The organism is Zobellia roscoffensis, assembly GCF_015330165.1.
GTDB lineage: Bacteria > Bacteroidota > Bacteroidia > Flavobacteriales > Flavobacteriaceae > Zobellia > Zobellia roscoffensis.
The window spans coordinates 3522799-3539198 of the sequence record NZ_JADDXT010000002.1 but is presented as its reverse complement, the minus strand read 5'-3'; the positions used below and the strand labels follow the sequence as shown (position 1 = coordinate 3539198).

The window sequence follows — 16400 nt, the reverse complement described above, 5'->3', positions numbered from 1 at the left end:
ATCGATTTTGGGTTAATAAGAGACTTCTTTTAATCTATAGGTCTCTAACAAAATTAGAAATAAAATATGGAAGGTACTTATTTATTGCTGTGAAACCTATTTGAGACTATCTTTAAAAGGTATACGCTTACCGTCTCTATAGGCTACTATATATGATGTTTTATACCCTTTTAAATCTGCATTGGATTTTAACATTTTTGCCTCCTCCAATGAACTTGTTTTACCATATACATATCTAAATAAGTTTTTAAAAGGCTCTTTTTCAACACGATTTAGTCCATTGAAAGAAGAAGGACGCAAAGGAATATTCTTTGCACTAGCCATAATCTGCACCTTATAAATTACATTGGATTTAGCTTTTGGAACAACAACATCATTCGTTTTAGATGGTTTAAGTATCTCCTTACTTTCGGGTTCGTTTTTAGTAACAACTGTACTTTTATCGCTTGCTTTCGCTTCCTCTATAATCTGAGTTGCCGCCTTCTTTTTGTCTTCTATAGGCAACTCTGTAGCTTTGGCTACAGACGCCTCATCCTTTATTTCCTTAGCAACCGTTTCTTTTTTAGCAGCAGCCACTTCTTTTTTCTTGGGTGTTTTATTCTGCTTTTCAATAACTTCAGGTTCCGGAGCATCAGGAATGCTATTTGCCGAAAAGTCAGCTACATTGGCCATTGCATTCTTCTTATAAGTAACAATAGCATCTGCAATAGAACTCGCAATTTCTAACTGCCCTTTTTTAGAATTTAGATAAGCACCTTCTTCTTTATTGGTTAAAAAACCGGTTTCTACCAATACACTTGGCATTACGGTTTGGTGTAGGACTATAAATCCAGCTTGCTTCACCTTTCTATCTGTTCTTTTTAACTTGTTTGAAAAATTATCTTGCATAAACTTGGCCAAGGCAATACTTTGATCTAAAAACTCTTCTTGCATTATGGTAAGCCCAATAACGGACTCAGGAGAATTAATATCATAACCCGCATATTTAGACTTATAATTATCTTCTAAATAGATTACGGAATTCTCCTTTTTGGCTATTTCAAAATTCTGCTTGTTAGCATGTAACCCTAACACAAAAGTTCCAGCCCCATGTGCATTGGAAGTGTGCGAATCACAATGAACAGAAACAAAAAGGTCCGCATTGGACTTATTCGCTATCTGTCCGCGTTCGTACAAATCAACGAACGTATCATCCTTACGCGTATAAATAACTTTAATATCAGGATTCTTCTCCAGCAGTTCACCTGCTTTTAGAACAATATTCAATGCTATTTTCTTTTCCAAATAGCCATTTCCTAAGTTACCCGGATCATGTCCTCCATGACCCGCATCCAACACAACAGTAAATTTACCATCATCGTTATCTTGTGCGTTATTTTGATGAAAAGAAGATAATATTAGTGTTAAAAAAACAATAGGAAATAAAAAAAACCGTCGTACGCGCATGTTCACACTGTATTTGTAAGCCTTCATTATGGTTAAATTTATGGTAACACCCTGTATAGGGAACGAAAAATATATGTAAGTTTGAACTCCGAAAATAAAGCCAAACGGTTACAAAAATAGGATATATAGCCTTGCAATCAAACAAACATCTTTTTCTTTTACTGGCATTGCTATTTGTTGGCACTTTCTATTCAGTCGCTCAGGAAGATGGCATTATACCACTTCCCATTAAAGCTGAAAAGGATACAATTATTGCGCCACTTTTTCCTGACCCTGTAAAAAAAGACAGTATTTCGGGCGACTCCGCTGCTTTAAAAAGAAACAATGGGAAAGCTCCTCTTCTACTTGATAAAATAAAATACAAGGCCAAAGACCATGTAAGGCTTAGCCAAAAAGACCAAAAAATATACCTCTACAACGAAGCCGAAATATATTACCAAGATACTGAATTGAAGGCTGGTATTATTATAATGGATTACATTAAAAATGAGGTCTATGCCGGTAGAATTAAGGATTCTTTGGGGAATTACACCCAGCTCCCCTATTTTAAACAAGGTGATAATGAGGTAAGACCTGATAGTATTCGTTTTAATTTTGACACTCAAAAAGCACTTATCTGGAATTCAAGAACCGAACAGCAAGCAGGTTTGGGCCAATTGGGTAGTGATGCGATGAAGGTATATGCCGAAATCACTAAAAAAGAGAACGATTCCGTTTATTTTTTGCATGAAGGAAAGCTAACAACCTCTGCGGACACTATAAACCCAGATTACTATATCCGTATTAGAAAAGCGAAATTTGTTCCTAAAAAGAAGGTGATTGCAGGTTTTAGCAACCTGTACATTGCAGATGTTCCAACGCCTATTGCATTACCTTTCGCATACTTCCCATTAACCGTAGGGCGGTCTGCAGGTGTTATGATGCCTACTTTTGGGAATGATCCAGATAGAGGATACTTTTTGCAAAACGGAGGGTATTACGTTCCATTTTCTGAATATGCTGATATTACCCTTACTGGGGATTTCTACACCAACGGAAGTTATGGTTTTAGAACACAAAGTACATATACTAAACGCTACCGCTACCGTGGCAATGTGAATTTCAGGTATGAAAACCTGGTGACGAGTCAAAAAGGATTTGACGACTATAGCAATAGTAAAGTTTGGAACATACAGATATCTCATTCACAAGACACCAAAGCGAGTCCTAACTCTAGGTTTTCTGCATCGGTGAACTTAGGAAGTAGCTCGTATTACCAGAACTCTTTAAATCAAGTTAACTTACCGTTAACGCAGAACAACAACCTGTCCTCGTCAATTTCATATTCCAAGACGTTTCCCGCATACCCATCAGTAAATATGAGTCTTACGGCTAGCCACTCGCAAAATACGAGTCCCGCGGCGAGGGCCGATCCTGATTTAGATAATATACAGATGACGCTACCAACGTTTCAAGCCAGTATGGAGCGTATATTCCCTTTTGCCAAGAAAGATGGTATCAAAAAAGGGGTCATACAAAATATTAATTTTCAGTATGACGTTAATGCACGTAACTCGCTGACAACAAACGATGCAGACTTTTTAAAGGCTGCAATGTTTGACAATGCTTTGGTTGGCGCAAAACATAGAATCCCCATAAGTACCAACTTTAAAGTGGCCAAATTTTTTAGTGTTACAATGGGCGGTAGTTATGAAGATGTATGGGCCCTGGAAACTTACACCCAACGTTATGAGTTAGGTGAAGATGGGGCTACAGGTTCAGTGGTTAGAGATACAATTTCCGGTTTTGACCGCTACAACAAATACAATATGAGTGCCAGTATCGGTACAACGGTTTATGGTACTTTCAACTTTGGAGAGGATAAAAAAATTCAAGCTTTACGCCATGTAATGCGGCCATCCTTAAGCTATGGTTATTCACCTTCTTTTGACCAATTCTATGATGAATATCTCAACAATGACACTGGTGAAATTGTTCAATACAGTCGTTTTGAAGGCACCCTAAACGGAGCTCCTAGTTTAGGCAAAAGCAACAGTTTAAGCTTCTCTTTAGCTAACACTTTAGAAGCCAAGGTTAGAGATAAAGATTCCACCGCTACCGAACCAAAAAAAGTACCTATTCTTAGTAACTTCAATATTTCTACCGGATATAATTTTGAGTCGGATTCTTTAAAATTGAGTCCCCTTAGAATAAATGGTGGTACCAATATTTTGGACAATAAAATGTCAATTAACTTTTCTGCAGGTTTAGACCCTTATGCTATTGACAATAACGGCAGAAGAATAGAAAAGTTCAATATTGATAACGGAGGAAGTCTTTTTAGATTAACCCAAGCAAACATCAATATTGGGTATTCTATAGATAGTGAAACTTTTGGAAAAAAGAAGGAAGACGAAGAAGAGGACGAAGATGAGGCCGGTGCATATGATTATGTCGCGCAAAGTGGCGGTAGAGATGACGATCTTTTTGGTAGATCTGATAATTTTGATGACCGCCGTGCCGGTGACGACTATGATGAGGATAAAGATGGAGATGTAGAAAACCCTCGCTATGCTACAAAAATACCCTGGAACTTTAGGCTAGCTTATTCCGCCAGTTACTTTAACTCTGCAAGACAGAATGAATTTAGTAGTCATTCATTAATGTTTTCGGGAGACATAGAACTCTCCCCTCGCTGGAAAGTTGGTGGCTCCAGTGGTTACGATTTCAAAAATAAAGGTTTCACCCTAACCCAATTACGTTTTGAAAGAGACCTAAAAAGTTTTAGAATGAACTTTAACTGGACTCCTTTTGGACAATACTCCAGATGGTATTTCTTTATCGGTATAAAAAGTTCTATTCTTAGTGACTTAAAATGGGAAAACCGAAGCCAGCGGTAAGAAGATAAAAACAGACCATTTTCTTAGTTATATTTACTAAGACAGGAGTGAAAAATTCTTCCCCTTCTTCAATTAAAAAGCAAAATACAATTACCATGAGAAAAATAATTAACACCTCTAACGCCCCCGCACCTATAGGCCCTTACAACCAAGCTATCCTAAGCGGAGATACTTTATATGTTTCTGGTCAAATTCCCATTGACCCTGCTACAGGAAAACTTATTGAAGGTGATATTAAAAAAGAAACGCGCCAGTCTATGGAAAATTTAAAAGCCATCCTTACCGAAGCGGGTATGACTTTTGAAAACGTTGTTAAAAGCTCTATTTTCCTAAACGACATGAACCAATTTACTGAAGTAAACGAAGTGTACGGCGCCTATTTTGATAGCGAAACGGCACCCGCAAGAGAAACGGTAGAAGTTGCTAATTTACCCAAATTCGTAAACGTAGAAATATCCGTTATTGCTGTAAAATAGCCATAAAAAACTGCGGCAAGCCTTAATCTAGATTAAGACTTGCCGCAGATAAAATATTTTCTATAATATAGTTTTTTTTAGATGGTATCTACATGAAACTCCATCAAGCCTTCTATAGGCCTCTGACGGATTACACCAACAATCAAATCGTTTCGCTCTAAAACAGTAACAAGTTCGTCTTGCAGATAATGAGCTATACTACCCACAAAGTTGATTGGTACTTTAGTAGCTAATTCAAACTGCATAATATAATTGTTCACAAACTGCTGGAAACCTTTATCAATAACCCCTTTACAATAAGGGTGATCCTTATTTTCCACTAAAAAGCGAGCAAAGGTAGCTAAATAGGTATTTGGATTAGGTTGCTTATATAAGTTCTCTTTTATAACATCTGCATCCAAATCATATTCTTTACTGAACTTAATACCTAAATCCTGTGGCATTTTATGAAAATAGTAGTCTCTAATCAATTTTCTTCCGAAAAAGTTACCACTACCATCATCCATAGGAATATAACCTAAGGAGGTTACTTTCTGGAACAATTGGTGTCCATCATAATAACTACAGTTAGAACCTGTCCCCAAAATACAAACTATACCCTGATGACCAATCTTTGTTGTAGAGAAAATAGCAGCATAGGTATCTTCCTTTACATCTGCTTTTGCATTGGGAAAAAAGTCTTTAAAAATCTCTCTTAAAAAAGTTTTCATGCGTTCGGTGCCACATCCGGCGCCATAAAAATGCAATCTAGTAACCTTTTCTTTGTTTTTAGAAAGCTCAAAGTTATTCGCTAACCTATCTTCTATTACTTCCCTTGTCAATACTTCGGGACTAAGTCCTAACGTTTGGGTCAAAAACAACTGATTCCCTTTTTCATCCAAGGCAATCCAATCTGATTTTGTGGCACCACTATCTACAATTAAAATCATAATGTTCGTTTAAAAAAATAATCCTGAAAATAAGCAAAATTTTGCCCACTCTCAGGATTACAATTAGTAATATTCAAAAAAATTACAAACTAGCAACGTGCTGAGCTAAATCTACCATTTTGTTAGAAAAACCAGCTTCGTTATCATACCAGCAAATTAATTTGAAGAACTTAGAGTTCAATTCAATACCTGCACCGGCATCAAAAATACTTGTACGTTTATCTCCTACGAAATCCTGAGAAACAAGAGCTTCTTCAGTATACCCCAAGATACCTTTCAATTCGCCTTCAGAAGCAGCTTTGAAAGCTTTTTTGATTTCTTCGTAAGAAGTTTCTTTTTCAAGACGAACTGTTAAATCTACTACAGAAACATCAGCAGTTGGAACTCTAAAAGCCATACCTGTAAGTTTTCCTTCTAATGCAGGAATTACTTTAGTTACCGCTTTAGCCGCACCTGTAGATGCAGGAATAATATTTAACATTGCACTTCTACCACCTCTCCAGTCTTTTCTAGAAGGACCATCAACAGTCATTTGCGTTGCAGTAGTAGCGTGAACCGTAGTCATCAATGCCTCTTCAATACCGAAATTATCATTCAATACTTTAGCCATTGGAGCTAAACAGTTAGTAGTACATGATGCGTTAGAAACGATCGTGTTAGAAGCTTTTACTTCTTTATGGTTAACACCCATAACAAACATTGGTGCATCTTTAGATGGAGCAGAAATAACTACTTTTTTAGCACCACCATCTATATGGTATTGTGCCATTTCTAAAGTTGTGAAGATACCAGTACACTCAGCAACTATTTCAGCGCCAACTGCATCCCACTTAATACTTTTAGGGTCACGTTCGGCAGTAATTCTAACTGTTTTACCGTTAACGATCAAGTTACCATCTTGAACATCAACAGTACCATCAAAGTTACCATGTACGGAATCATACTTCAAAAGATAAGCTAAGTGCTCAACATCTAATAAATCGTTGATAGCTACTACATCTACACCTTCTCTTCTTACAGTTTCTCTAAAGACCAATCTTCCGATACGTCCGAATCCGTTAATTCCTATTTTTAAATCTGACATGCTCTATTGTTTTGAATTAAATTATGTTGTCATTATTTCTGAAACTCGAATAAGCTCCTTATCTATTTTTGTATGCCCTTTTATAGCCTTACTGATAGGAGTTAATATAATTTTGTTGTTCTGTATACCTACCATAAAATTAGTCTGGCCTTCCAACAAACTCTCCACAGCTTTTACACCCATTCTACTTGCCAAGACCCTGTCATAACAAGATGGAGAACCACCACGCTGCATATGGCCTAACACAGACACTCTTACGTCATATATTGGCAAATGCTCCTCTACATATTCCTTAAGCTCAAAGACACTTTTGCCTATCTTATCACCTTCGGCAACTACAACGATACTGGAGGATTTTCCTGATTTTTTGCTTCGTTTCAACGATTCAAGCAAACGCTCAAGACCACGGTTAGCCTCAGGAATCAAAATTTCTTCCGCTCCTGCTCCAACACCAACGTTTAAAGCAATATGACCTACATCTCTACCCATAACCTCTACAAAGAAAAGTCTGTTATGCGAACTAGCTGTATCTCTAATTTTATCAATTACATCCACAACGGTATTCATGGCGGTGTCAAAGCCAACTGTATTGGATGTTCCAAATATATCATTATCAATTGTACCAGGTATTCCTATAATAGGAAAGTGATATTCTTGGTTGAACACCATAGCTCCTGTAAAGCTACCATCTCCACCAATTACAACAAATGCATCTATACCTTCTGCCTGTAATTGCTCGTAGGCCTTTTTCCTACCTTCTGGAGTTCTAAAGTCGTCACAACGTGCAGATTTAAGAATGGTACCACCCTTATTGATTATGTTGTTAACGCTTCTGGCATCCATCGGTTTAAAATCCCCTTCTATCATGCCCTGATATCCTCTATAGATACCTACGCAATCTACTTTCATGTAGGCACAAGTTCTAACCACGGAGCGTATTGCTGCATTCATACCAGGGGAATCTCCTCCTGAGGTCAAAACACCTATTTTCTTTATTTCTGAAGCCATTAAAAAAAACTAAGTCGCAAAACTAACAAACTTATTTGAATTCCAACTGTCTTATCGTTCTAATTTAACATCATGATAACTTAGCTCACATTTTCTTAGTTTTTTCTTTAAATTATAACAAACTTACACTTTAAGACCCCTAAACATTGAGAATACCATAAATTGAGGTTTCGCCCAAAACTATAACGTTTTCGTAAGTTTTTAGTGATTTTAATACGACGAAACACCCATTTGCAGTCGAAGACTGGGTGTCGTTATTTTATGTAAACGGTTTTAATTTAACCGTTTATCTTTTGGATAAAATCTTAATAGACTATCCTTACCCATTACGGCACTTGGCACTTCCTTTGGATCTGGAAGTTTTTCTTTGGGCTCTTCTTTTTTCAATATATTCTTAAAAAGCTCTCTAAAACTGTTAAAATCTACCTCATAAGAGATACCTACACCTTGCGTGTACCCTAATCTATCTGCTAAATATTCTTGTATTTCATTTTCTCGGTTGAAAAACTTAGCGCTCAAAGTTCCTTCTTCATTCAATAACAATTGAATTTCAAAATTACCCGCCACAACAGTTTCTGTGGTTCCTCCAACCGGAACCCCTACCTTACCATTAAAAAGTAAGCGATCACTTATTTGGGTAGATACAGTAACCCCTATCCTATTTTCTGTTTGATAATCTGCACTCCTATCTAAAATACCCTGCTCGTAAGACAACCCAAGGTTAAATTTGTCATTGTTTCCTAAAACTTGATTCAACAGCCCAGATGCCGACTGTAACAAGTTACCCGTTACCGCCTGCTGATCTATACCGGTTTGGTCATTTACAAAAGAACCCTGCGCCAATAGAAAAAGGGCATTTCGTTCTTCAACAGTGGGATCCTGTAGTCTATATTCCAGCTCTGACTGTACGATAGAATTTGTCCCCGGAAAATCAATATTAAACTCAATATCTGGACTTTCAAGGTCATTCGTTAACTTAATAACTACTTCTGTAGCTATTCGTCTAGTGTAGCCAGGATTATCCAATAAAGGTGCCGGATTCGCATTTAAAGCATATACTGCTTCTAGGTCTAACGTTGCTTTTAGCGGCTCCCGATCCCAAACAATAGTACCTCCGGGTTTTACTTGAAAAGTCTTATTGATTACACCTCCAAACTTATAATTGTACTGCCCTTCCACAACAACAAAATCGCCATACATTTCAAAAGCACCGCGGGTATTGATTCGGATTAATAAAATACCAACCCCACTACCCTTTAAGGAACTACCAGTTTTAGTGTCCGTAACAATTTCAACCTCGGCATCTGGCGTAACATCTAGATCAAACGTGAGCTCCAACCCTTGAAATTCATCAAGAATACGTTCTTCTTCAACTTGGTTTAATTGATTCTTTTCTACAAAATTTATGAATGAATAATCCCCTACGGATGCCACATCACTCAACGGAATCTTTAAAGAAGTCCCCTTAGCCGTTTTTCCTTCAACCTTTATATTCAGCGCCTTCGTTGGCCCAAATATTCTTCCTTTTCCATCTAAATAACCCGTACCATAATACAGAACCTCTTCCTCAAAATCTGTATTCAATATTAAAAGACGGTCATTCTTGGTGTCTACATTTAAATCTAGTACCCAATTATCAAAAAAGGAATGTGTAATTGTACCGTCTAATGTTGCCTTTGTTTTTTTATCTACATCAGTAATTTTAATCTGATCAAAATCAAACATTTGCTTATCTAGATTCACCCTAGAATTAGCCGCAAAATTATAATCTACATTCAGGTAGGGTATACCCAACCCAGCCTTATCCAAAGTAAGAACACCACTAAAATCAGGATTATCTACCGGTCCTTGAATGCGCGCATTACCACTAACAAAACCTCTAATATTATTTATAACATCCTCACCCAAGGGCGCAAATGGCTCTAAATCAAATTTATCTAAACTTACTAGCAAGTTACTGGTTGGTATATCCCCCTTATTACTAACATTGCCCACAACACTTAATTTCTCAAGGCCCTTGTCCGTAATTTGAGAATTTACAGCAAATTCAGTCAAATCTTTATTCCCAACAATGCCTACGGTGAGGTCCCCCAAACGCATATCATTGATTGAAAAATCTTCTACGGCCAAATTAGAAGACGGCAAATAAATGTTATCCTTTTGCAAAATATTTAAGGTACCGTTTACCTCTCCTTGCAACTTAAGACTGTCTATTGCAGGGGTTATCTTGTTAAGTGAAACAATTTTAAACTGCAGCTGCAAGTCTTTATATGTAGAATCTGCCAATTGTCCTTTTAACCTAATCTGCTCTTGCGCGCTATTGTTCATAACAATCTCGCGAATATCTATACTATCTAACGTACGGTTAATAACCACTTTGTTCTTATTGTCTCCGTCTTTATTAAGAACCCATTTGTTCCCTTTAAAGTTTACGTCAGATGTTTTTAAACCAATTACAGACTTATTGTCCTTGTTAAATGTGTGATAAAAGTTAAGGTTATAGCTATCATTCAACTCGCTACCTCCTTTAAATTCCGTCCTAAAAAACAAGGTATCCTTTAAAGTGGTATTAATTAGGTTGAAGTCTTTTACATCATAATAATTTGTAGATAGGTCGCTAACCGAAATATAGGTATTGAACAGCGGGTTTTTATTATCAATTTTAACATCAATATTATCTGCCTCATTACCAAATGCTACTATACTGGGCGATTTAAAGTTAAGTTTAAAATCACCTTCATCTGCCACAATTTTCCCCTTTATGAAGGTGTTGGGATCAAACTTAACCTCTGGAAAAAACACATCTACAATTTTATTATAGATTTTAAAATTAAACGCAAGGGTCTGTCCGTCAGAAATTTGAAAAGGTCTATAATTGGTATAAATACTACCTAAAGAGTTTTGAACTAAACGCCCTAATTCCTTTACCTTAAAATTACCTTTTAAATAGCCCGTAATAATATCTGGTGAGTTGATATCTATTACACGCATATTATTATCCTCAAAAGTGGAAGACACCTTAAAATCTTCAAAATAATAGATGTCATTCTTATTTTGAAATATGGTTTTGGTAAACTTTACATCTCCAACCAGATTATCTAGGGTATTCCCCGTAATATCCATATTTACATTCCCCTTAAATATAGAAATGCTATCGTTTATGAAATTTAATTTATTCAGGTCTGCATAATCAACAGAAGCAATAAAGTTAAAATTGTTTCTGGCTTCCCCAAAATCAGCAAGTCCTTTAAAACTAAACTGTATGTTTTCATCATTACTTAAAAGCGTACCGTCAAACAATTGCTCCTTTAAAATTCCCGAAACCTTTAAATCATTGTATTCGTAATCATTGAATTCTATAGCGTACACCTCCCCTATCACTTCCGTATTCAGGGTTTCCTGCACAAATCCTTGCCCTTCTACATTAAAATCCAAAGTTGTCTTCCCAAGCTGTTTATTATCTGTAAAATCGCCGAGGTCAAAATCAATTAGAGAAACGAAACCTTTATAGGTTGCATTATCTATATTATTGATGTCAGAAAGCTCAAGATCCGCATAGCTACTGCCTATTGCCGTATTTAGATTCACCTTGGCATCTATAGAGTTTTCAGTCACTACAGTATTGCCCCGTATAGTAAACTGCCCTAATTTTTGAAATGAAGAAGGTAACGATTTACCCAAAATATTAGGCATTAATGAACGTAACTCATAATAACTAGAAGTTACATTTTTCATATCTGCCCGCATGATAAAGGGCTGCTTTCTAACGAATAGGTTTTTAAAGTTAAAATCGCCTCGTATTCCTGTATTATCAGACTGTAAAAAAAGTTCGTTTGTATCTAAATCGTTTAATACACCACTCACTTTAGAAGAAAAATTAACCGTCTTTCCCTTTCCAAATTGATTATACAGTAGGTTTATCTCATCAAAAGCAACCTCAGAATCAACAAACTCTGCCGTTAGATTCACTTTATTCAAGAAATCTGCAAAATCTTTTCGTTCATAATCAAAAACCAAATCTCCTTTTAAATGAGAACCAATGGTCTCTATTCGCAACGAGTCAAAACGCATCTGTTGCTTAGTATACTTAAAATCGGTTGACATCTGCTTCACATTAATACCACGCTGACTGTTAAATGCCATACTATTAATATCTGCAGACACTTGAGGTCCTAAAATTTGAAAATCCGATGCCCCAATATTTAACGCTTCAAAATCCAGTAAAAGTTCATTTTCAAAATTTTCATCTATCAAACGAAAAGTACTATTGGAAATCTCAACATCTGAAGACGAAAAAAAGAAAGGATCCGTACCCGGTTTCCTAGGCTTTCCATCATTAAACTTATCTATAAACACCTCTAAGTTGGTATTTCTATTATCTAAATAAGTTTTCAATTTAAAATCGAGCTCGTCAATTTTAATATCACCAAACTCCAGTTTTCCCTTGCTCAGATTCCGAACACTCAGAATTGAAGTAGTAAGTTTGTTAACGTAAAAAAGTGTGTCTTTTTGGTAATCTTCAATATAAACACCCTCAAGGTTCGTATCCCAAGTAATCAGGGATATACGTAGTTTATCTATATTAATATTTGTTCCAAAATCTTTGTTTAGGGTATCAGTGGCATATTTGGCAAAACTTGTTTGAACGAACGGCAAAGAAAGTATGACTGTGCCCAAAATACAGATCAGCACGAGCACCATCATGGTTCTAATCAGTATTTTTCTAAGTTTTTTGATAGATCTTTATGTTTTACCTTTGCGACGTCAACTTTTATTCCAAACTCGGTGAAAAACGAAACTATTTATATTCTTGCTATTGAATCTTCTTGCGATGACACATCTGCCGCTATATTAAGCAACAAAAAAGTGCTCAGTAATGTTACGGCCACTCAAAAGATTCACGAGGAATATGGGGGTGTCGTACCTGAACTTGCCTCACGGGCTCACCAACAAAACATTGTTCCGGTAGTACACCAAGCTTTGAATAAAGCAAATATCGACAAAAAACTAGTATCTGCCATAGCTTTTACACGTGGGCCCGGATTGATGGGGTCACTCCTTGTTGGCACCTCTTTCGCCAAGTCTCTCTCATTAGGTCTTAACATCCCATTGATCGAGGTAAACCATATGCAAGCTCACATCTTGGCGCATTTCATTGAAGGGCAACCAGATGGCGCTCCAGAATTTCCTTTTTTAGCTATGACGATTAGCGGCGGACACACACAAATTGTCCTAGTTAGAGACTATTTTGACATGGAAATTCTAGGAGAAACCCTTGATGATGCTGTTGGTGAAGCTTATGATAAAAGTGCAAAAATTTTAGGACTCCCCTATCCCGGAGGCCCGTTGGTAGACAAATATGCACAAGAAGGAAATCCCAAGGCTTTTCTTTTCCCTAAACCAAAAGTTAATGGGTTAAACTTTAGTTTTAGCGGATTAAAAACAAGTATTTTATATTTTGTTCAAAAAGAAACCGCTAAGAACCCAAACTTTGTTAAAGAAAACTTGAACGACATCTGTGCATCCATTCAAAAAACGATTGTTCATATTTTAATGGATAAGCTCAAAAAAGCGGTAGAACAGACCGGAATTACTCAAATAGCTATTGGAGGTGGTGTTAGTGCTAATTCAGGTATTAGAAACGCGTTGAAAATGGCTGAGAAAAATAGAGGATGGCAAACGTTCATTCCCAAATTTGAATATTGCACGGACAACGCAGGAATGATAGGCATCGTAGGTCATTTAAAATACCAACAGAACCAATTTTCTAAGCAGGATGTTACAGCAAAAGCACGGTATGTTCTGTCTTCAAAATAAGTAACTCATCAAAATTTATCTAGTCGAATCATGAACTCAAACCGTTCAAAATTGTTTATACCTTTGTGCTATGCAACTATTTTATAACCCTGATTTAGACAAAAGTATTTCCCAATTCACTTTCTCGCAAGAAGAAAGTAGGCACATTGTAAAAGTGCTTCGCAAAAAAGAAGGCGATATACTACATATCACCAATGGGCAAGGCTATATTTTTGAATCTGAAATCTTATTTGCTGACCAAAAAAGATGCAAAGCTCAAATTATTTCCACTAAAAAAACATACGCCAAGGCACATTGGCTTCATATTGTGGTTGCTCCTACCAAAAATAATGACCGCTTTGAGTGGTTCTTAGAAAAAGCTACCGAAATAGGAGTGGATGAAATCACGCCCGTATTTTGCGATAGATCAGAGCGAAAAATCATAAAAAAAGAACGGTTAGAAAAGGTAATTCAATCTGCAATGAAACAGAGTTTACGCAGCTATTTACCAAAATTGAACGAAGCCATTTCTTTTAAAAATTTTATAGAAAAAGAACAAAGCGGACTTCTATTCATTGCGCATTGTGAAGAAGAAGAAAAAGTAGACTTAAAACGTAGAGTTGCACCAGACAAAGACATTACCATACTCATTGGCCCTGAAGGCGATTTTTCGCAAAATGAAATTAAAACTGCTTATGAGAAAGGTTTTCTACCCGTTTCTCTGGGCGAATACCGTCTTCGTACTGAAACTGCGGCAATTGTAGCCTGTACTACGGTAAATATGATTAATAACGGTTAATAATTTCCGATTTCATTTTACCATTGCTTGCTTTAGGCTTTTCCTGATTTTAGAGCGTATTGTAACATCGCCGTGTAAAACAATACACATAAGAACAATTCGTATCACCATCATAATTCATACATTTGATTTATGGTTATTCAGCTTGATTACAAATGAAACAACTTTCGTATTTCGTTATTATCTTCACCCTAGCATTAGCACAGGTTCAAGCGCAAGAAGTTGCTATTTTAAAATATAATGGCGGCGGGGATTGGTATGCGAACCCCACGGCCCTACCCAATCTAATTAGGTTTTGTAATGAAAATGCCGGTACTGAAATAAATGAGAAACCCCAAACCGTAGAAGTGGGTAGCAGTACTATTTTTCAATATCCGTTTTTACACATGACAGGACATGGAAATGTAGTTTTTTCCGACGAAGAGGCAGATAATTTAAGAACCTATCTTTTTTCCGGTGGATTTTTACATATTGACGACAATTACGGCATGGCCCCTTACCTAAAAAAAGCACTAGAAAAGGTTTTCCCTAACAGTACTTTAGAAGAGCTAGGTAGTGACCATCCTATTTTTAAAGAAATTTTCAAGTTTCCCGATGGATTACCTAAAATCCATGAGCACGACGGAAAAAGACCTCAAGCTTTGGGTGTTTTTCAAGAAAACCGACTCGTACTGTTATTCACTACAGAAAGTGATTTGGGTGATGGCTGGGAAGACCCATCCGTGCATAATGACCCTGAAGAAATTAGAACAAAAGCACTACAAATGGGTGCCAATATAATGAACTATGCCTTTAAAAATTAGTGAAAGACAAAAACCAAATTACTAATGGACGCAAAAACAATTAGCCAAGGTATTCTACGCTCAGTAGGCATTATACTTGGTGTAGCGCTATTACTTTACTTTTTATGGATGATACAATCCGTAATTGCATATTTAGCTATTGCAGCGGTAATCGCCCTAATAGGGAGACCCGTTGTATTTTTCCTTAGACGTAAATTAAAAGTGCCCAACACCTTGGCGGTTATAATTACAATGGTCCTAATGGTAGGTATCTTAGCCGGGATTATAGCCCTTTTTGTACCCTTACTTACCGAACAAGGTAAAAACCTTTCTTTACTAGACATAAATCAACTGGAACAAAACCTAGACTCCTTACATGATCAAATTGTGAATTTCATAGGAACCGCACCTAACGTGGTTGATGAAATTATTGAAGAAACGGACTTTGAAAAGACCATTGTAGATAGTTTAAACATTGGTTTTATCCCCAATTTTCTTAATTCATTTTTAAATGTATTAAGTACAGCCAGTATTGGTCTGTTTTCTGTTCTTTTCATCTCTTTCTTTTTCTTAAAGGATAGCAACCTTTTTCAAAGCGGAATCTTGGCTTTTGTAAACGAGAGTAACGAAAAACGAACCATTCATTCTATAAATAAAATCAATAATCTTCTTTCCAGATATTTTGTTGGTTTACTACTTCAGATTTTTATTTTGTTCATAATCTACACCATAACATTGCTCATTGTAGGTATTGAAAATGCCATTGTAATTGCCTTCCTATGTGCCCTGTTCAACATCATTCCTTATGTAGGTCCGATCATTGGTGGAGTCATCATGATCGTACTTACAATGACAAGTAATTTGGGCATGGATTTTAGCACTATAATTTTGCCGAAAGCAGGCTATGTTTTAATAGGATTATTAGTAGGACAGTTAGTGGATAATTTCTTTTCTCAACCTTTGATTTTTTCAAATAGCGTAAAGTCTCATCCGCTTGAAATTTTCTTAATAATAATTATTGCAGGACTACTCTTTGGGGTAGTAGGAATGATAGTTGCCGTACCCGGATACACCGCAATTAAGGTGATTTTGAAGGAGTTTCTATCCGAAAATAGGCTGGTTAAATCACTTACCAAAAGTTTATAGTTTTAGTTTGAATAAAAATATATTAAATACTGGTGTACAGGAATTTATAATAAAA

General features: G+C 36.4%; 11 protein-coding genes. 6 read left to right on the top strand and 5 right to left on the bottom strand.

The window, feature by feature from the left end:
* Window positions 1-96 precede the first annotated feature (96 nt).
* Window positions 97-1446 (bottom strand): N-acetylmuramoyl-L-alanine amidase, encoded by a 1350-nt coding sequence (locus IWC72_RS14305; protein ID WP_194528173.1) that lies wholly within the window; start codon window positions 1444-1446, stop codon window positions 97-99.
* A 131-nt stretch (window positions 1447-1577) separates the two neighbouring features.
* On the opposite strand from IWC72_RS14305, the gene IWC72_RS14300 reads away from it, so the two are divergent.
* Both IWC72_RS14300 and IWC72_RS14295 read left to right on the top strand, forming a co-directional pair.
* The gene (locus IWC72_RS14300; RefSeq protein WP_194526837.1) at window positions 1578-4325 is read left to right on the top strand and encodes a putative LPS assembly protein LptD; all 2748 of its coding nucleotides are present in this window, start codon (window positions 1578-1580) and stop codon (window positions 4323-4325) included.
* A 95-nt stretch (window positions 4326-4420) separates the two neighbouring features.
* Window positions 4421-4801 carry a RidA family protein gene (locus tag IWC72_RS14295; protein ID WP_194530226.1) on the top strand — a complete coding sequence of 127 codons (381 nt, stop codon included), beginning with the start codon at window positions 4421-4423 and terminating at the stop codon, window positions 4799-4801.
* A 77-nt stretch (window positions 4802-4878) separates the two neighbouring features.
* On the opposite strand, the gene IWC72_RS14290 is transcribed toward IWC72_RS14295, so the two are convergent.
* The 4 genes from IWC72_RS14290 to IWC72_RS14275 all read right to left on the bottom strand — a co-directional run bounded on the left by IWC72_RS14290 (window position 4879) and on the right by IWC72_RS14275 (window position 12499).
* Window positions 4879-5730, bottom strand: a complete 852-nt coding sequence (locus IWC72_RS14290) for an N-acetylglucosamine kinase (RefSeq protein ID WP_194526835.1) — start codon at window positions 5728-5730, stop codon at window positions 4879-4881.
* Between the two features lie 82 nt (window positions 5731-5812).
* A complete protein-coding gene (gene gap, locus IWC72_RS14285) occupies window positions 5813-6814 on the bottom strand; it encodes a type I glyceraldehyde-3-phosphate dehydrogenase (protein ID WP_194526834.1) in 1002 nt (333 codons plus the stop codon).
* 21 nt (window positions 6815-6835) lie between these two features.
* A complete protein-coding gene (gene pfkA, locus IWC72_RS14280; RefSeq protein WP_194526833.1) occupies window positions 6836-7822 on the bottom strand; it encodes a 6-phosphofructokinase in 987 nt (328 codons plus the stop codon).
* A gap of 273 nt (window positions 7823-8095) precedes the next feature.
* Window positions 8096-12499: a translocation/assembly module TamB domain-containing protein gene (locus IWC72_RS14275; protein ID WP_317171412.1), complete on the bottom strand. Its 4404-nt coding sequence runs from the start codon at window positions 12497-12499 to the stop codon at window positions 8096-8098.
* Between the two features lie 108 nt (window positions 12500-12607).
* Between IWC72_RS14275 and tsaD the strand changes: the two genes are divergently transcribed.
* The 4 genes from tsaD (at window position 12608) to IWC72_RS14255 (ending at window position 16345) form a co-directional block, all read left to right on the top strand.
* Window positions 12608-13639, top strand: coding sequence for a tRNA (adenosine(37)-N6)-threonylcarbamoyltransferase complex transferase subunit TsaD (gene tsaD / locus IWC72_RS14270; protein WP_194530224.1), 1032 nt, complete (start codon window positions 12608-12610; stop codon window positions 13637-13639).
* 70 nt (window positions 13640-13709) lie between these two features.
* A complete protein-coding gene (locus IWC72_RS14265; RefSeq protein ID WP_194530223.1) occupies window positions 13710-14417 on the top strand; it encodes a 16S rRNA (uracil(1498)-N(3))-methyltransferase in 708 nt (235 codons plus the stop codon).
* A 155-nt stretch (window positions 14418-14572) separates the two neighbouring features.
* Window positions 14573-15220, top strand: coding sequence for a DUF4159 domain-containing protein (locus IWC72_RS14260; RefSeq protein ID WP_194530222.1), 648 nt, complete (start codon window positions 14573-14575; stop codon window positions 15218-15220).
* A 24-nt stretch (window positions 15221-15244) separates the two neighbouring features.
* Entirely contained in the window at window positions 15245-16345 is a 1101-nt protein-coding gene (locus tag IWC72_RS14255) for an AI-2E family transporter (protein WP_194530221.1), read from the top strand.
* Window positions 16346-16400 lie beyond the last annotated feature (55 nt).

What these genes read in the sequence shown, in the direction of transcription:
- gap (WP_194526834.1), bottom strand. Translation starts at nt 6,814, where the DNA reads ATGTCAGATTTAAAAATAGGAATTAACGGATTCGGACGTATCGGAAGA.
- IWC72_RS14255 (WP_194530221.1), top strand. Translation starts at nt 15,245, where the DNA reads ATGGACGCAAAAACAATTAGCCAAGGTATTCTACGCTCAGTAGGCATT.
- IWC72_RS14265 (WP_194530223.1), top strand. Translation starts at nt 13,710, where the DNA reads ATGCAACTATTTTATAACCCTGATTTAGACAAAAGTATTTCCCAATTC.
- IWC72_RS14290 (WP_194526835.1), bottom strand. Translation starts at nt 5,730, where the DNA reads ATGATTTTAATTGTAGATAGTGGTGCCACAAAATCAGATTGGATTGCC.
- IWC72_RS14260 (WP_194530222.1), top strand. Translation starts at nt 14,573, where the DNA reads ATGAAACAACTTTCGTATTTCGTTATTATCTTCACCCTAGCATTAGCA.
- IWC72_RS14305 (WP_194528173.1), bottom strand. Translation starts at nt 1,446, where the DNA reads ATGCGCGTACGACGGTTTTTTTTATTTCCTATTGTTTTTTTAACACTA.
- IWC72_RS14295 (WP_194530226.1), top strand. Translation starts at nt 4,421, where the DNA reads ATGAGAAAAATAATTAACACCTCTAACGCCCCCGCACCTATAGGCCCT.
- pfkA (WP_194526833.1), bottom strand. Translation starts at nt 7,822, where the DNA reads ATGGCTTCAGAAATAAAGAAAATAGGTGTTTTGACCTCAGGAGGAGAT.